Source organism: Pseudomonas sp. ES1 (assembly GCF_050586605.1).
GTDB lineage: Bacteria > Pseudomonadota > Gammaproteobacteria > Pseudomonadales > Pseudomonadaceae > Aquipseudomonas > Aquipseudomonas sichuanensis.
This window is the reverse complement of the sequence record NZ_JBOBDM010000004.1, coordinates 14,366-28,285: the sequence shown is the minus strand read 5'-3', so window position 1 is coordinate 28,285 and position 13,920 is coordinate 14,366. Positions and strand designations below refer to the sequence as shown.

The 13,920-nt window shown below is 64.8% G+C and carries 13 protein-coding genes; 9 read left to right on the top strand and 4 right to left on the bottom strand.

Annotation, left to right across the window (positions count from 1 at the left end; all coding sequences use genetic code 11):
* Both ACQ4N9_RS02820 and ACQ4N9_RS02815 read left to right on the top strand, forming a co-directional pair.
* Positions 1-870, top strand: a complete 870-nt coding sequence (locus ACQ4N9_RS02820; RefSeq protein ID WP_258705828.1) for a DUF72 domain-containing protein — start codon at positions 1-3, stop codon at positions 868-870.
* A gap of 32 nt (positions 871-902) precedes the next feature.
* Entirely contained in the window at positions 903-1,733 is an 831-nt protein-coding gene (locus tag ACQ4N9_RS02815) for an isocitrate lyase/PEP mutase family protein (protein ID WP_390969392.1), read from the top strand.
* A gap of 12 nt (positions 1,734-1,745) precedes the next feature.
* Here the strand turns inward: ACQ4N9_RS02815 and ACQ4N9_RS02810 are convergent, their stop codons facing one another.
* Complete coding sequence (locus ACQ4N9_RS02810; protein WP_390969390.1) at positions 1,746-2,366, bottom strand: energy transducer TonB; 621 nt, start codon at positions 2,364-2,366, stop codon at positions 1,746-1,748.
* A gap of 95 nt (positions 2,367-2,461) precedes the next feature.
* On the opposite strand from ACQ4N9_RS02810, the gene ACQ4N9_RS02805 reads away from it, so the two are divergent.
* On the top strand, positions 2,462-3,244 hold the full coding sequence (locus tag ACQ4N9_RS02805; RefSeq protein WP_390969388.1) for a class I SAM-dependent methyltransferase: 783 nt from the start codon (positions 2,462-2,464) through the stop codon (positions 3,242-3,244).
* Between the two features lie 431 nt (positions 3,245-3,675).
* On the opposite strand, the gene ACQ4N9_RS02800 is transcribed toward ACQ4N9_RS02805, so the two are convergent.
* Positions 3,676-4,140: a CopD family protein gene (locus ACQ4N9_RS02800; protein WP_125462902.1), complete on the bottom strand. Its 465-nt coding sequence runs from the start codon at positions 4,138-4,140 to the stop codon at positions 3,676-3,678.
* A 98-nt stretch (positions 4,141-4,238) separates the two neighbouring features.
* On the opposite strand from ACQ4N9_RS02800, the gene dinG reads away from it, so the two are divergent.
* The 5 genes from dinG (at position 4,239) to pdxH (ending at position 11,706) form a co-directional block, all read left to right on the top strand.
* Positions 4,239-6,383, top strand: a complete 2,145-nt coding sequence (gene dinG / locus ACQ4N9_RS02795) for an ATP-dependent DNA helicase DinG (RefSeq protein WP_258645221.1) — start codon at positions 4,239-4,241, stop codon at positions 6,381-6,383.
* An 80-nt stretch (positions 6,384-6,463) separates the two neighbouring features.
* Complete coding sequence (locus tag ACQ4N9_RS02790; RefSeq protein ID WP_390969385.1) at positions 6,464-8,689, top strand: beta-galactosidase; 2,226 nt, start codon at positions 6,464-6,466, stop codon at positions 8,687-8,689.
* 124 nt (positions 8,690-8,813) lie between these two features.
* Positions 8,814-9,959: a serine hydrolase domain-containing protein gene (locus ACQ4N9_RS02785; RefSeq protein ID WP_390969383.1), complete on the top strand. Its 1,146-nt coding sequence runs from the start codon at positions 8,814-8,816 to the stop codon at positions 9,957-9,959.
* 99 nt (positions 9,960-10,058) lie between these two features.
* Positions 10,059-11,039 (top strand): OmpA family protein, encoded by a 981-nt coding sequence (locus ACQ4N9_RS02780; protein ID WP_110996274.1) that lies wholly within the window; start codon positions 10,059-10,061, stop codon positions 11,037-11,039.
* Between the two features lie 19 nt (positions 11,040-11,058).
* Positions 11,059-11,706 (top strand): pyridoxamine 5'-phosphate oxidase, encoded by a 648-nt coding sequence (pdxH, locus tag ACQ4N9_RS02775; RefSeq protein WP_153786231.1) that lies wholly within the window; start codon positions 11,059-11,061, stop codon positions 11,704-11,706.
* Here pdxH and ACQ4N9_RS02770 read toward each other — a convergent pair.
* Positions 11,703-11,936 carry a hypothetical protein gene (locus tag ACQ4N9_RS02770; RefSeq protein WP_390969380.1) on the bottom strand — a complete coding sequence of 78 codons (234 nt, stop codon included), beginning with the start codon at positions 11,934-11,936 and terminating at the stop codon, positions 11,703-11,705. The two genes, pdxH and ACQ4N9_RS02770, sit on opposite strands and share 4 nt — an antisense overlap.
* 149 nt (positions 11,937-12,085) lie before the next feature.
* On the opposite strand from ACQ4N9_RS02770, the gene ACQ4N9_RS02765 reads away from it, so the two are divergent.
* Positions 12,086-12,550 (top strand): glycine zipper 2TM domain-containing protein, encoded by a 465-nt coding sequence (locus ACQ4N9_RS02765; protein ID WP_110996277.1) that lies wholly within the window; start codon positions 12,086-12,088, stop codon positions 12,548-12,550.
* 63 nt (positions 12,551-12,613) lie between these two features.
* On the opposite strand, the gene nhaA is transcribed toward ACQ4N9_RS02765, so the two are convergent.
* Positions 12,614-13,789: a Na+/H+ antiporter NhaA gene (gene nhaA, locus ACQ4N9_RS02760; protein ID WP_390969378.1), complete on the bottom strand. Its 1,176-nt coding sequence runs from the start codon at positions 13,787-13,789 to the stop codon at positions 12,614-12,616.
* Between the last annotated feature and the right edge of the window lie 131 nt (positions 13,790-13,920).

Below are 13,920 nucleotides of genomic sequence, written 5' to 3'. Positions count from 1 at the left end.
ATGATTCCGTCCCCCCAGCCCTACTTTCTCGGTTGCCCCTCCTGGAGCGAAAACGCCTGGCGTGAGTATCTGTATCCCGCCGATGCACGCACGGCTGAGTTCCTCGGCTTGTACAGCCAGGTCTTCAATGCCGTGGAAGGCAACACCACTTTCTATGCCCGGCCAGCGCCTGCGACGGTAGAGCGCTGGGCGCAGATCATGCCGGCGGGTTTTCGCTTCACGGCCAAGTTTCCGGGCGATGTCAGCCATGCCGGGGATCTGCGCGCGCAACTTGATTCGGCGATCGACTTCACCCGATTGATGGCGCCGTTGGGGCAGCGCGTGTCCCCTTACTGGCTGCAGTTGCCGGCGCAGTTCGGGCCCTCGCGCATGGGTGAGCTGGCCTATTTTCTGGATGAGGTTGGCGTGCCGGTTGCCGTTGAGGTGCGCAACGATGCGTTCTTCGCCCGTGGAGACGAAGAACGCCAGCTCAATCGGCTGTTGCACGAGCGGGGTGTCGAACGCATCTGCCTGGATCCGCGAGCGCTGTTCAGCTGCACATCGCGTGAGCCCGGGGTGCTGCATGCGCAGTCCAAGAAGCCCAAGGTGCCGCCGCGCCCGTGTGCGTTCAGCCAGCATCCGCAGGTGCGCTTCATCGGCCACCCTGAGCTTGCGGCCAACGAAACATTCCTTACCCCCTGGGTCGACAAGGTGGCGGTGTGGATCGAGGAGGGCCGTAGCCCCTATGTCTTTCTGCACACCGCCGACAACCGGATGGCGGCAGCGCTTGCCCAGCATTTCCACCAGCGCCTGATGGCCCGCCTGCCCGGGCTGGCCGCGTTACCGGAATTGCCGCGCGCGCCCGAGGTCGAACAGCTAGGGCTACTCTGACGACACTTTCTTCATCTGCCGGAGGTTGAACCATGGATGTGCAAACCCTGCGAGCCGAAGCCTTCAAGGCGCTGCATCAGCGTGATGGCGCATTCGTCATTCCCAACCCTTGGGATGCCGGCTCGGCCAAGATGCTGGCAGCCCTGGGCTTCGAGGCACTGGCCACCACCAGTGCGGGGCTGGCGTTCAGCCTGGGGCGCCCGGATGCCGAAGGCGCCCTGAGCCTCGAGGAAACCCTGGCCAATGCCCAGGCCATCGTGGATGCCACGCCGCTGCCGGTGGCGGCAGACTTGGAAAACGGCTTCGGCGATTTGCCCGAGGACTGTGCGCAGACGATCCTGCGCGCCGCCGCAACCGGCCTGGTGGGCGGTTCGATCGAAGATGCCAGTGGCCGTAGCGAGGCGCCGATCTACGACTTCGACCTGTCCGTGGCGCGAGTGCGCGCTGCCGTGGAAGCTGCTCGCCAACTGCCATTTCCGTTCACGCTCTGCGCCCGCGCCGAGAACCTGCTGCACGGCAAACTGGACCTGGACGACACCATCCGGCGCCTGCAGGCCTATGCCGACGCCGGTGCCGATGTGTTGTATGCGCCTGGGTTGCGCAGCGTCGATGAGATTCGCGCGGTGGTGCAGGCCGTGGCGCCCAAGCCGGTAAACGTGCTGATGGGCATGCCGGGGGTGCCGCTTGGCGTCAATCAGTTACAGGATCTGGGCGTGAAGCGCATCAGTGTCGGTTCGTCGCTGGCCCGCGTCGCACTGGGTGCCTTCCAGCGCGCGGCGTTGGAAATCCGCGAGCAGGGCACGTTCGGCTATGGCGACCAGGCGCTGCCATTTGCTCAGCTCAATGATCTGTTTCGCCGCTGAAAGCCCGCGTTCTCAGGCGTATGCGCGAACGTTGTTCAACACCACTGGGCGGGCCCAATGGGTATCGAACTCCAGGTCGTTTTGTTGCTTCGCCAGGGTAGGCTCGTCGAAGGGTTCTGGCGCCGGGTCGAGCAGGTTCATCTCGAATTCGGCGATCGGCAGGAACAATGGGCGAGGCGATGGCGCGGGGCCGGGCTCGGCAATCGGATGGCCCTGGCTCATGACCACCGGGCGCAGCCAGCTGTTGCTGATGTCGAGGTCGCGCTGCTGAGTAATCAGCTCGGCGGTGCTGAAGGGTTCGGGCGCCGGTTCCAGCAGGTTGGCCTCGAGTTCCGCCTTGGGCAGGAACAGCGGCTCGGGTGGGGTGATTTCGGTGTCATGCACCGGCAGGGCGCGCTGGGCGTCGATCAAGGCCAGGGCCCTGGCGCCGCCGACAGGTTCGCCACTCTCTTTGTCGTACTGCACCAGCGCCTGGCTGACGCTGTCGATTTCCCCTTGCGGCTGCTCGGCCATGGCCCGGGCGAAGAAGTCCTGCCACAGGTGGCTGACGCCGCCCAGTGCCTGGGAATTCTGTCGACCGTAGTTGCCGACAGGCGACAGGTAGGTCAAGCCGATGGGGAGAGTGTCTGACATGGCAGTCGCGCGCGTTGTGCTCTGGCAGAATAGCGGATACTGCGTGTATCGGCTGAGGCCGGGGTTTCATTAATTAATTTCGAGTGCGGGATCCGATGGTAGAGCAAGAGCTGGGCACAGGTATCAGGATCGAGGCACTGGCCCCCGAATTCCAGGCGCAGGCGTTGGCATGGGCCGAACGCCTGGGCTTGCCGCTGGCCGACGAGGCGGCCGGGTTTGCCGTGCAGGTCGGTGCCGATGGCCTGCAGATCCAGCAACTGGGCCCGCAGGCGCCTGGCCCTGTGCGGGTGGATTTCGTCGAGGGGCAGGCGGCGCATCGGCGGCTGTTCGGTGGTGGCAGCGGGCAGATGATCGCCAAGGCGGTGGGCATCGCCCAGGGCGTGCGGCCGCAGGTGCTCGATGCCACTGCGGGGTTGGGCAAGGATGCGTTCGTGCTGGCCAGCCTGGGCTGCCAGATGACCTTGATCGAGCGTCAGCCGCTGATTGCGGCCTTGCTGGAAGATGGCCTGGCGCGGGCGCGGGGGGATCTTGAGGTGGGGGCGATCGTCGAGCGCATGCGGCTGCTGACTGGCAATGCCATCGAGCGCATGCGCGGGTGGGAAGGGGAGGCGCCCCAGGTGATCTACCTTGATCCGATGTTCCCGCATCGGGACAAGAGCGCGCTGGTGAAGAAGGAAATGCGGGTGTTCCGGCCGTTGGTCGGTGATGACCTGGATGCGCCGGCGTTGCTCGAGGCGGCGTTGGCGTTGGCTTCGCACCGGGTGGTGGTCAAGCGGCCGCGCAAGGCGCCGATTATCGATGGGCCGAAGCCGAGCCATAGCCTTGAGGGGAAGTCTAGTCGGTACGATATCTACCCGAAGAAGGCGTTGAAGGTTTGAGTTGAGGTGGTTGGTTTTGCAAGTTGGGGGATTTGGTGGGCGTCCCTTTCAAGGGTTCGGGGAGGCTGGCAGGTGTTCGGCGAGGTTTTTTCAGCGCCCATCAGATCGAGCGCCGCCCGCGCGGCGCATCGCTGGCAAGCCAGCTCCCACATTTGTTTCGGGCCAATTATGCCTGTAAGGGTACCGCTGTCCGCCTTGGTGCATGTCTCAAGTCAGGCGGGGCGCCAGTGGTGCCCACCTTAATATCGAGTCGAACCAACAAGGCGAATAGCGATGAAACAACAGGAGTAACTGGCCCGAAACAGATGTGGGAGCTGGCTTGCCAGCGATGCGCCGCGCGGGCGGCGCTCGATCCCATAGGCGCTGCAAGGCTTTCGGCGAACACTTGGTAGCCTTCACGCAAAACCCAAAGCTCGAAGGCCCAGCCCCTATCAAACCAAAACCCGCGAACTCGCCACCGCAACCACCGCCAGCCCAATCGCCAGATTGACCCCCACCATCCGCCGAATCCGCCCCAGAACCCCAGCCCCCGCCGCCCAATCCTCAGCCTGCACCGCCGTGCGCAATTCAGGCAGCAGCAACGACTGAATCCGCATGAACAACGCAAACATCACGATCCCGCCACCGATCATCACCTGAACGTACCGCGGCGCGGTCTCGAACCCGGCAAAGCGCAGGTGAATCATGCCCACCCCGCTTATCGCCAGAATCGCCACCGCCAGCCAGACCCATCTGAAGAACCGCTGGAAAACTTCCACCCACAAACGCAGCCGCGCCGGCCCCTCCAGGGCTGCAACCGTGGCCGGGCGCAGGATCAGCCAGGCGAAGAACATGCCGCCGACCCAGACCAGGGCGGCAAGGACATGCAGGGTGTAGGGCAGGGCAAAGGCGAGCATCCGGATCTCCATGCGGCACAAAGGGCAATAGCGGGGTATGATAGCCGGCCCATGCGAAACACTGAAAATATATCCAGCCCTCCGGGCGCCTGCAGACCATGATCAGCAACGAACTCAAAGCCACCATCCAGGGCGCCTACTCGCGTTTCCTCGAAGCCAAAAGCCTCAAGCCACGCTATGGCCAGCGCCTGATGATCGCCGAAGTGGCCAAGGTGCTCGGCGACATCGCCTGTGACGACGAAGGGCGCCGTGCCGGCGAGCCCGCCGTGGTGGCGGTCGAGGCGGGTACCGGTACCGGCAAGACCGTCGCCTACGCCCTTGCCGCGATCCCGGCCGCCAAGGCCGCCGGCAAGCGCCTGGTGATCGCCACCGCGACCGTGGCGCTGCAGGAACAGATCGTGCTCAAGGACCTGCCCGACCTGATGCGCAACAGCGGGCTGAACTTCAGCTTCGCCCTGGCCAAAGGCCGTGGCCGCTACCTGTGCCTGTCCAAACTCGACATCCTGCTGCAAGAAGGCCACGCCCAGTCGGCCACCGCCCAGCTGTTCGAAGAGGAAGGCTTCCACATCGAAGTCGACGAGCGCAGCCAGAAGCTGTTCAACAGCATGATCGAGAAGCTCGCCGGCAACCGCTGGGACGGTGATCGCGACAGCTGGTCGGAAGCCGTCGAGGACCAGGACTGGGCGCGCCTGACCACCGACCACAGCCAGTGCACCGGCCGCCATTGCCCGAACTTCCAGCAGTGCGTGTTCTACAAGGCGCGCGAAGGCATGGGCAAGGTCGATGTGATCGTCACCAACCATGACATGGTCCTCGCCGACCTCGCGCTGGGCGGCGGCGCTGTGCTGCCCGACCCGCGCGACACCATGTACGTGTTCGACGAAGGCCATCACCTGCCGGACAAGGCCATCGGCCACTTCGCCCACTATTCGCGCCTGCGCTCCACCGCCGACTGGCTGGAGCAGACGGCCAAGAACCTCACCAAACTGCTGGCCCAGCACCCGCTGCCGGGCGACCTGGGGCGCTACATCGAGCAGGTGCCGGAGCTGGCCCGTGAGGTGCGCACCCAGCAGCAGTTCATGTTCACCCTGTGCGAGCAGGTTGCCGATTTCCGCACCGGTGAAGACATGGAAGGCCGCGACCGCCCGCGCTACCGCTTCGAAGGCGGCGTGGTGCCCGAGCAGATCCGCGAAGTCGGCATCGAGCTGAAAAAAGGCTTCGCCCGCCTCACCGACCTGTTCACTCGTCTGGCCGACCTGCTCAAGGAAGGCATGGACGGCGAGAACAACATCGGCATTGCCAGCCACCAGGCCGAGGAGTGGTACCCGCTGTTCGGCAGCCTGGTGACCCGTGCCCAGGGCAACTGGGAGTTGTGGACCGCGTTCACTGCCGAAGACCCGGAAGACAACCCGCCCATGGCGCGTTGGTTGACCCTGGCCGAAACTGGCGCGCTGTTCGATATAGAGGTCAACGCCAGCCCGATTCTCGCCGCCGAGATGCTGCGTAAAAGCCTGTGGAACGTCGCCCATGGCGCCCTGGTGACTTCGGCGACCTTGACCGCGCTGGGCAAGTTCGACCGCTTCCGCATGCGCTCGGGGCTGCCCCGCGACGCGGTGCAGTGCGTGGTGCCCAGCCCGTTCGTGCATGGGGACGCCGGCCTGTTGCGGGTGCCCGACCTGGGCGCCGACCCACGCGATGCCACGGCGCACACCGCATCGATCATCCGTGAACTGCCGAACATCGTCGAAGGTGCACGGGGCGCGCTGGTGCTGTTCTCGTCGCGTAAACAGATGCAGGACGTGTTCGATGGCCTGGACCGCGACTGGCGCAAGCTGGTGCTGATCCAGGGCAACCTGTCCAAGCAGGAAACCCTGAACAAGCACAAGGCGCGGGTCGACGATGGCCAGCACAGTGTGCTGTTCGGCCTGGCCAGTTTCGCCGAAGGTGTCGACCTGCCGGGCGCTTACTGCGAGCACGTGGTCATCGCCAAGATCCCGTTCTCGGTGCCGGATGACCCGGTCGAGGCCGCGTTGTCCGAATGGATCGAGGCCCGGGGCGGCAATCCGTTCATGGAAATCGCCGTGCCTGACGCTTCGCTGAAGCTGATCCAGGCCTGCGGCCGGCTGCTGCGTACCGAACAGGACCGCGGCGTCATCACCTTGCTCGACCGGCGCCTGGTCACCCAGCGCTACGGCAAGGCTATTCTCAATGCGCTGCCGCCATTCCGACGGGAAATCGGCTGACTGCCGGAGCAAGACGCTTCCTTTGTTGTCCATACTCGATCGTGAGCCCATGACGGGCTCAGAAGGAGAGCCACCGCCCTATGATCCGCCGTACCCTGCCTGTGATGTTCTCCCTGTTGTTCAGTGCGCCGTTGCTGGCCGGGCAACAGACGCTGTTCAGCTTCGTGCGCCCCGCCGCGGTGGTCAACGTGACCACCCAGGACGCTGCGATGCCGCAGTACAACGCGGAGCAGACCGCCGAAGGCGAGGTGTTGCGGCGGGTGGTGTTCAATCCGGTGGCGCAACCGACCTTGCGCCTGGCACCGCCCAGTGGCGCCTGGGACTGGGCGGCCGGGCAGGCCCTGACCCTGCGCCTGCAAAGCGGCATGGACTGGGCACTGACCGTCGACGTGGCGGTGCAGAGCAGCGATGGGCGCACCCTCACCAGCCGTATCGACTTGCCGGCAGGGCCGGCGCAGACGGTGATGATTCCCCTCAAGGCCAGCTCGCCGCTGAGCCAGGGCATGCGTGCCGGCCCGCCGATGCCATGGGCCCATGAAGGCCAGCGCCTGCTGCTGACCAGCAGTGCAGGGGAGGTGGACCTCAAGCAAGTCACCTCGGTCAGCCTGAGCATACCCAGCCCCAAAGTGGCGCAGAGCCTGTTGATCGAGAAGGTCGGCCTGCAGGACGATGACCTGGCGTTCAAAGCCGCCTACAGCGAGCTGATCGACGGCTATGGCCAGTCCACCCGTGGGCGCTGGCCGGAAAAAATCGTCGGCGACGACCAGCTCAAGGCTGCCGACAGCCGCGAGCAGGCGCAGCTGAAAAGCTGGCTGGGCGAGCGCGACAAGCTCGGCCTGGACGCCTATGGCGGCCTGCTGGCGGGGCCAGCCTTCGAGGCCAAGGGCTTCTTCCGTACCGAAAAGCGCGACGGGCGTTGGTACCTGGTGACGCCCGACGGGCACCCGTTCTATTCCCTGGGTGTCAATGCCGTCGCCGCCGATGGCGGGCGCACTTACGTCGCCGGTCGCGAAAGCATGTTCAAGGCACTGCCGGCTGATGGCGAGGCACTGGCGGCGTTCTATGGCGAAGGCAACAACGATGATGGCAACACCTCGTCCCAGGGGCGCCAGTTCAAGCAGGGGCGCTGGTTCGATTTCTATGCGGCCAACCTGCAGCGCACCTACGGCAAACCCTGCTCGGCATCGACCGAACCGGCCTGCCCGCCACTGGCCCTGGACCTGCCGCGCTGGCAGGCGCACAGCCTCGACCGCCTGCAAGCGTGGGGCTTCAATACCCTGGGCAACTGGAGCGACCCAAGCTTTGCCCAGGCCAAGCGCATGCCGTACACGCTGCCACTGTCGATCGTCGGCGACTACGCCAGCATCAGCACCGGCATGGACTGGTGGGGGCGCATGCCTGACCCGTTCGACCCGCGTTTCGCCATGGCCACCGAGCGCGCCGTGGCCATCGCCGCCCGTGACCACCGCGACGACCCGTGGCTGATCGGCTACTTTGCCGACAACGAACTGGCCTGGGCCGCACCCGGTGACGACCCGAGGGCCCGCTATGGGTTGGCCTACGGCACCCTGCGCCTGACCACCGATGTACCGGCCAAGCGCGCCTTCCTCAAGCAACTGCGCGACAAGTACCGCAACCAGGAAGGGCTGTCGAAAGCCTGGGGCATCGAGCTGAGCGCCTGGGAGCTGATGGAAGACCCCGGCTTCGAGGCACCGCTGCCTGACCCTGCACACCCGGAAATCGAGCGCGACTACCAGTATTTCCAGCAGGTGTTCGCCCAGACCTACTTCAAGACCATTGCCGATTCACTGAAGTGGCATGCCCCCAATCACCTGCTGCTGGGCGGCCGCTTCGCCGTGAGCACGCCGGAAGCAGTCAAGGCCTGCGCCGAGTTCTGCGACGTGCTCAGCTTCAACTTCTATACCCTCAAGCCCGAAGACGGTTATGACTTCGCCAGGCTGGCCGAGCTGGACAAGCCGGTGCTGGTGTCGGAATTCCAGTTCGGCTCCCGCGACCGTGGCCCGTTCTGGCCCGGCCCGTTGGAAGTGGCCCGCGAGGAAGACCGTGGCCCGGCCTACGGTAATTTCCTCAAGGCGGCACTGGCCCAGCCGATGATCATCGGCGCCCATTGGTTCCAGTACCTCGACCAACCGGCCAGCGGGAGACTGCTGGATGGCGAAAACGGCCATCTGGGGCTGGTGGCCATCACCGATGTGGCCTATCCGGGCTTTGTCGAGGCGGTGCGCCGCAGCAACCTGCAAGCCGTTGGTCAGTTGCGCAAGGGCCTCGACAAACCCGCGCAGTGACCGCCCTGCGCGCCTCGAATATCAGTTTTTCCTTGCGACCACCCGGCCACATTCAGTAGGCAAAAGGGCCAACTACTGAAACAATGCACGCCTTTTTCAGCAAGGTCGTACGGAGAACAGGCGGGTGCAGATTCAGGGCCACTATGAGCTGAAGTTCGAGGCGGTGCGTGAAGCCTTCGCCGCGTTGTTCGAGGATCCCCAGGAGCGTGGTGCGGCGCTATGCATCCAGGTCGGCGGCGAGACCGTGGTCGACCTGTGGGCCGGCAGTGCCGACAAGGACGGCCGTGAGGCCTGGCACAGCGATACCATCGCCAACCTGTTTTCCTGCACCAAGACCTTCACCGCCGTCACCGCCCTGCAACTGGTGGGCGAGGGCAAGCTGGCACTGGATGCGCCGGTTGCGCGCTACTGGCCGGAATTCGCCCAGGCTGGCAAGGAGCAGGTCACCCTGCGCCAGTTGCTCAGCCACCGCGCAGGCCTGCCGGCCATTCGTGAACTGTTGCCGGCCGAGGCGCTGTACGACTGGCAGGCTATGGTCGATGCGCTGGCCGCCGAGGCACCCTGGTGGACCCCAGGCACCGAGCATGGCTATGCCGCGATCACCTATGGCTGGTTGATCGGTGAGCTGATCCGCCGCGGCGATGGCCGTGGGCCGGGCGAGTCGATTGTCGCGCGCACCGCCAGGCCGCTGGGCCTGGATTTCCATGTGGGCCTGGCGGACGAAGAATTCCACCGCGTGGCGCACATCGCCCGCGGCAAGGGTAACCCGGGCGATGCTGCGGCCCAGCGCCTGTTGCAGGTGACCATGCGCGAGCCCGAAGCACTGTCGACCCGCGCTTTCACCAACCCGCCGGCGATCCTCACCAGCACCAACAAGCCGGAATGGCGGCGTATGCAGCAACCGGCGGCCAATGGCCACGGCAACGCACGCAGCCTGGCAGGGTTCTACGCCGGCCTGCTCGATGGCAGCCTGCTGGAATCCGAACTGCTCGACGAGCTGACCCGCGAGCACAGCCTCGGCCAGGACCGCACTCTGTTGACCCAGACCCGCTTCGGCCTGGGCTGCATGCTTGACCAGCCCCAGGTGGCCAACGCCACCTTCGGCCTCGGCGCCCGGGCTTTCGGGCATCCGGGGGCAGGTGGCTCGGTCGGCTTTGCCGACCCCGAACACGATGTGGCCTTCGGCTTCGTCACCAATACGTTGGGCCCATACGTGCTGATGGACCCGCGCGCGCAAAAACTGGTACGTGTGCTTGCCGGCTGCCTTTGATCGGGTGGCGCGGGTATTGCCCCGGCCCTTTGACTATCCTCAGTGCCAACGCCTGAAAGGTGTGGGTAGAATTTCTTTCAATTTCATGGTGTATCGCTGATGTCTTCACATAAAACCTTAGCACTCGCCCTGTGCCTGACCATGACTGGCTGCGCCAGCCACTCGCAGGACAGTTCGAAAGACGGCGGCTTGAGCTGGTGGCCCTTCGGTTCGGATAAAGTCGCCGACAAGGAAGTGAAAGCGGCCGTGACCGAAAACGTCGCCAAGGCCGACGCCAAGTCCGAGAGCGGCAGCCGCTGGTGGTGGCCATTCGGTGGCGACGAGAAAACCACGCAAGCGGCGGCCGTGCCAAAGATCGACCAGAAGGCCACCCAGGCCTGGCTCGACCAGTACGAACCCAAGGTGCGCGAAGCCATCAAGGGCAGCAAGTTCGAGCTGGAGCGCCGTGAAGACCTGCTGGCGGTGACCATTCCGGTCGACGGCTCCTATAACCCGGATCGCCCGAATATGCTGCTGCCGGTGACCCTGAGCCCGATCACCCAGGTGGCCAAGGCCATCGAGGCCGACAGCAAGACCGCCATCCTCATCCTCGGCCATGGCGACAGCAGTGGCGCCACTGCGGCCACCCAGAAGCTGAGCCTCGAGCGTGCCGCTTCGGTGTCGGCGATTTTCCGTCTTAGCGGCCTGCAACGTGATCGCCTGATGCTCAAAGGCATGGGTTCGGTCATGCCGCGCGCCGCCAACGACAGCGCCCCGGGCCGTGCCCTGAACCGCCGTGTCGAACTGCTGCTGACCCCTAAGGACACCATGGTCGCCCTGTTGGCCAAGTACCAGCAGGCAGCGCCTGCGCCAGCCGCAGCGCCGATGGTTGCGGTGCAGGACACCAAGGCACCGGCAGCCAAGGCCGCAGCCGCCAAACCGGCCGCCAAGCCTGCGGCGAAAAAACCAGCCGCCAAAGCCAAGGCTCCGGCCAAGGCCACTGCGGCTGCGAAAAAGAAAGCCGCTCCGGCCAAACCTGCCGCGAAGAAGGCCAGCACCGACAAGAAAGTCGCCGCCAACAGCCCTGCGAAGACCAACTGATCGTCAAGGAAACGCAGCCATGACCCAATCCCTGGCCGATATGCGCCGCGACTACACCCGTGATGGCCTGGCTGAAGCCCAGGCGCCGGGTGAGCCGTTCGCGCTGTTCCACCAATGGTTCGCCGATGCGGTGAAAACCGAGCAGCTGCCGGTGGAAGCCAACGCCATGACCCTGGCCACTGTCGATGCCGACGGTCGCCCGCATTGCCGGGTGCTGTTGCTCAAGGCCCTCGATGCACAGGGTTTCACCTTCTTCACCAACTACGAAAGCGCCAAGGGCCAGCACATCGCGGCCAGGCCGTTTGCGGCCATGACCTTCTTCTGGCCGGCGCTGGAGCGTCAGGTGCGGATCGAGGGGCGGGTGGAAAAGGTCACGGCCAAGGAGTCGGACGATTACTATCAGGTGCGCCCGCTGGGCAGCCGCCTGGGGGCCTGGGCGTCGCCGCAGAGCCGGGTGATCGCTGATCGCGAGGAACTGGAGGGGCTGGTCAAGGCCACCGAGGCGCGCTTCTCCGATACGCAACCCCATTGCCCCGAGCACTGGGGTGGCTATCGCTTGCTGCCGGAGCGCATCGAGTTCTGGCAGGGCCGCGCCAGCCGGTTGCATGATCGCCTGAACTATCGGCTGGTGGATGGCCAGTGGCAGCGTGAGCGCCTGGCACCTTAACTCTTGAACGCGGCGGCCTCGCGTTCCAGCCAGGCCGCCAGCGCTTTGCGTTTGATCTTTTCTGCCCGCGCCCGCTCCAGCAATTGGAGCATGAATGCCTGCTTCGCCGGATCCTGCCCGGCCAGCGAAAGCGCCAGATCACGGTCCATCCAACGCCTCATGCGCAGATACAGCCAGCCGTGGAAGTACAGGCCGGCGACAGTCGTCACCACGACGATGAAGTAATCCATGGCTATCCTTGGTCCAACCCGAGTGCCCATGGCACAGCCGACGGTGGCTGTACCTGAGCTGAATGGGAACAAATTTATAACGTTTGCGCCGTGACACCTGTCAAGGCGAGGCGTCTAATGAGCACCTGAAACTTTTGGAGATTGTCCTCATGCGTAAATCCGTTTTGCTGGTGGCGAGCTTCACCACCATGGCCTTGTTGCTGGGCGGCTGCCAGTCGTCGCTGACCGGTGACAGCTACTCCCGTGATGAGGCCCGCCGCGTGCAGACCGTGCGCATGGGCACCATCGAATCGCTGCGTCCCGTGAAGATCGAAGGCACCAAGACGCCAATCGGTGGTGGTGCCGGCGCCATTGTCGGTGGTGTTGCCGGCAGCGCGGTTGGCGGTGGCCGTGGCAGCATCGTTGCCGCTGTGATCGGTGCCGTGGCCGGTGGCCTGGCCGGTTCCGCCGCCGAAGAAGGCCTGACCCGCACCCAGGGCGTCGAGATCACCGTGCGTGAAGACGACGGCAGCATGCGCGCCTATGTGCAGCAGGTGCAGCAGAACGAAATCTTCCGCGTTGGCGAGCGTGTGCGCATCATGACTGTCGATGGCACCAGCCGCGTCACGCACTGATCGCAAGACAAAAGAAACCCCGACACGGTTTTGCCGGTCGGGGTTTCTTTTTGCCTGCTGGAATCAGCGGGCAGCGGCTTTTCGGCTTGCCATGGCCGTGATCAGGTAACCGACCACGGCGGCGAAGAACGAACCGGTGAGGATGCCCATGCGGTCCATGCCCGCGTAGTCGCTGCTACCTGGTACGAAGGCCAGGGAGCCGACGAACAGGCTCATGGTGAAGCCGATGCCGCAGAGGATCGCCACCCCGAGCACCTGCCCCCAGTTGGCCTCGGCCGGCAGTGCGGCCAGGCGCAGCTTGACGGCAATCCAGGTCAGGCCGAACACCCCGACCGTCTTGCCGGCCAGCAGGCCGAGCGCGATGCCCATGGGGACCGGGTGGGTAAAGCTTTCCAGGGTGACACCGGCCAGCGAAACGCCGGCGTTGGCGAAGGCGAACAGCGGCAGGATGGCGTAGGCGACCCAGGGCTGCAACGCGTGTTCCAGGCTCAGCAGCGGCGAGGTTTCGGCGTGCTTGGTACGCAGCGGGATACACAGGGCCAGGGCCACACCCGCAAGCGTGGCATGCACACCGCTCTTGAGCACGCAGACCCAGAGAATCAGGCCGATCACCAGGTAAGGGCCAAGCTTGACCACCCCCAGGCGGTTCATGGCGAGCAATGCGATCAGGCAGGCGCCGGCCAGCATCAGCGACAGGCTGGACAGCGTGCCGGAATAGAACAGGGCGATGATGATGATCGCGCCCAGGTCGTCGATGATCGCCAGGGTCATCAGGAACAGCTTCAGCGACACCGGCACACGCTTGCCCAGCAACGCGAGCACGCCAAGTGCGAAGGCAATGTCGGTGGCGGTAGGGATTGCCCAACCGGCCACGGCAGCCGGGTTGTCGCGGTTGATGAACCAGTAGATCAGCGCCGGCACCAGCATGCCGCCGATGGCGGCAGTGGCAGGCAGGATCACCTGCGAAGGCTTGGACAGGTGGCCGTCGACCACCTCGCGCTTGACCTCAAGGCCAATGAGCAGGAAGAACAGCGCCATCAGGCCATCGTTGATCCAAAGCAGCAGTGGCTTGGCGATCTCGAGGGCACCGACCTGGACGGCGACCGGTACTTCGAGCAGGCCGTTGTACAGATAGGAAAGCGGCGAATTGTTGATGATCAGGGCCAGCACGGCGGCGGCGATCAGCAGCAGGCCGCTGGCGGCTTCCAATTGGAAGAAACGAGCGAAGAGGCTACGCACGGGTGAGGGCTCTCCAAATAGCTGGATTGAAACGGGCGTACACCCTAGCGTGTGGGGATATGCTTTAAAACAAAAATTATATTCGTTTTAGTTATAAGCTATTGCGAGTACGACTGGGCAAGCCTAGACGG

What these genes read in the sequence shown, in the direction of transcription:
- ACQ4N9_RS02820 (WP_258705828.1), top strand. Translation starts at nt 1, where the DNA reads ATGATTCCGTCCCCCCAGCCCTACTTTCTCGGTTGCCCCTCCTGGAGC.
- ACQ4N9_RS02815 (WP_390969392.1), top strand. Translation starts at nt 903, where the DNA reads ATGGATGTGCAAACCCTGCGAGCCGAAGCCTTCAAGGCGCTGCATCAG.
- ACQ4N9_RS02810 (WP_390969390.1), bottom strand. Translation starts at nt 2,366, where the DNA reads ATGTCAGACACTCTCCCCATCGGCTTGACCTACCTGTCGCCTGTCGGC.
- ACQ4N9_RS02805 (WP_390969388.1), top strand. Translation starts at nt 2,462, where the DNA reads ATGGTAGAGCAAGAGCTGGGCACAGGTATCAGGATCGAGGCACTGGCC.
- ACQ4N9_RS02800 (WP_125462902.1), bottom strand. Translation starts at nt 4,140, where the DNA reads ATGCTCGCCTTTGCCCTGCCCTACACCCTGCATGTCCTTGCCGCCCTG.
- dinG (WP_258645221.1), top strand. Translation starts at nt 4,239, where the DNA reads ATGATCAGCAACGAACTCAAAGCCACCATCCAGGGCGCCTACTCGCGT.
- ACQ4N9_RS02790 (WP_390969385.1), top strand. Translation starts at nt 6,464, where the DNA reads ATGATCCGCCGTACCCTGCCTGTGATGTTCTCCCTGTTGTTCAGTGCG.
- ACQ4N9_RS02780 (WP_110996274.1), top strand. Translation starts at nt 10,059, where the DNA reads ATGTCTTCACATAAAACCTTAGCACTCGCCCTGTGCCTGACCATGACT.
- pdxH (WP_153786231.1), top strand. Translation starts at nt 11,059, where the DNA reads ATGACCCAATCCCTGGCCGATATGCGCCGCGACTACACCCGTGATGGC.
- ACQ4N9_RS02770 (WP_390969380.1), bottom strand. Translation starts at nt 11,936, where the DNA reads ATGGATTACTTCATCGTCGTGGTGACGACTGTCGCCGGCCTGTACTTC.
- ACQ4N9_RS02765 (WP_110996277.1), top strand. Translation starts at nt 12,086, where the DNA reads ATGCGTAAATCCGTTTTGCTGGTGGCGAGCTTCACCACCATGGCCTTG.